This is a genomic window from Methylobacterium nigriterrae (genome assembly GCF_037106235.1).
In the GTDB taxonomy this organism is placed as follows: Bacteria; Pseudomonadota; Alphaproteobacteria; order Rhizobiales; family Beijerinckiaceae; genus Methylobacterium; species Methylobacterium nigriterrae.
The window spans coordinates 1-265 of sequence record NZ_JBAWTG010000936.1 but is presented as its reverse complement, the minus strand read 5'-3'; the positions used below and the strand labels follow the sequence as shown (position 1 = coordinate 265).

The 265-nt window shown below is 64.2% G+C and carries 1 pseudogene; it reads right to left on the bottom strand.

Annotated features, from left to right (window positions below):
- Positions 1-265 (bottom strand): annotated as a pseudogene (locus WDW90_RS39755) (phasin family protein); the annotation flags it as partial.

The following is a 265-nucleotide window of genomic DNA, read 5'->3' as shown; positions in this document are numbered from 1 at the left end:
TTTGTTCACCCCGTCGAGGTTGCGCTGCCACTGCCGCTGACCAAGCTCGAACCAATGGCGCGAGGCATCCTGGAAGGCTTGGGTCAGAACCGTGCCGCAACGCGCGACCGCTTCCATGTTCTGCTTGGACTGGCGGGCCAGCCGCTCGCTGTCTTCCCCGGTGAAGCCCAGCGTCTTGGTGAAACGCTCGGTAGCCTCACGCACCTGGTGCGAGGCCGTCTCGACGTTTCTCTGCACGATCTGCTTGGTGTTCTGGGCGGCCTGC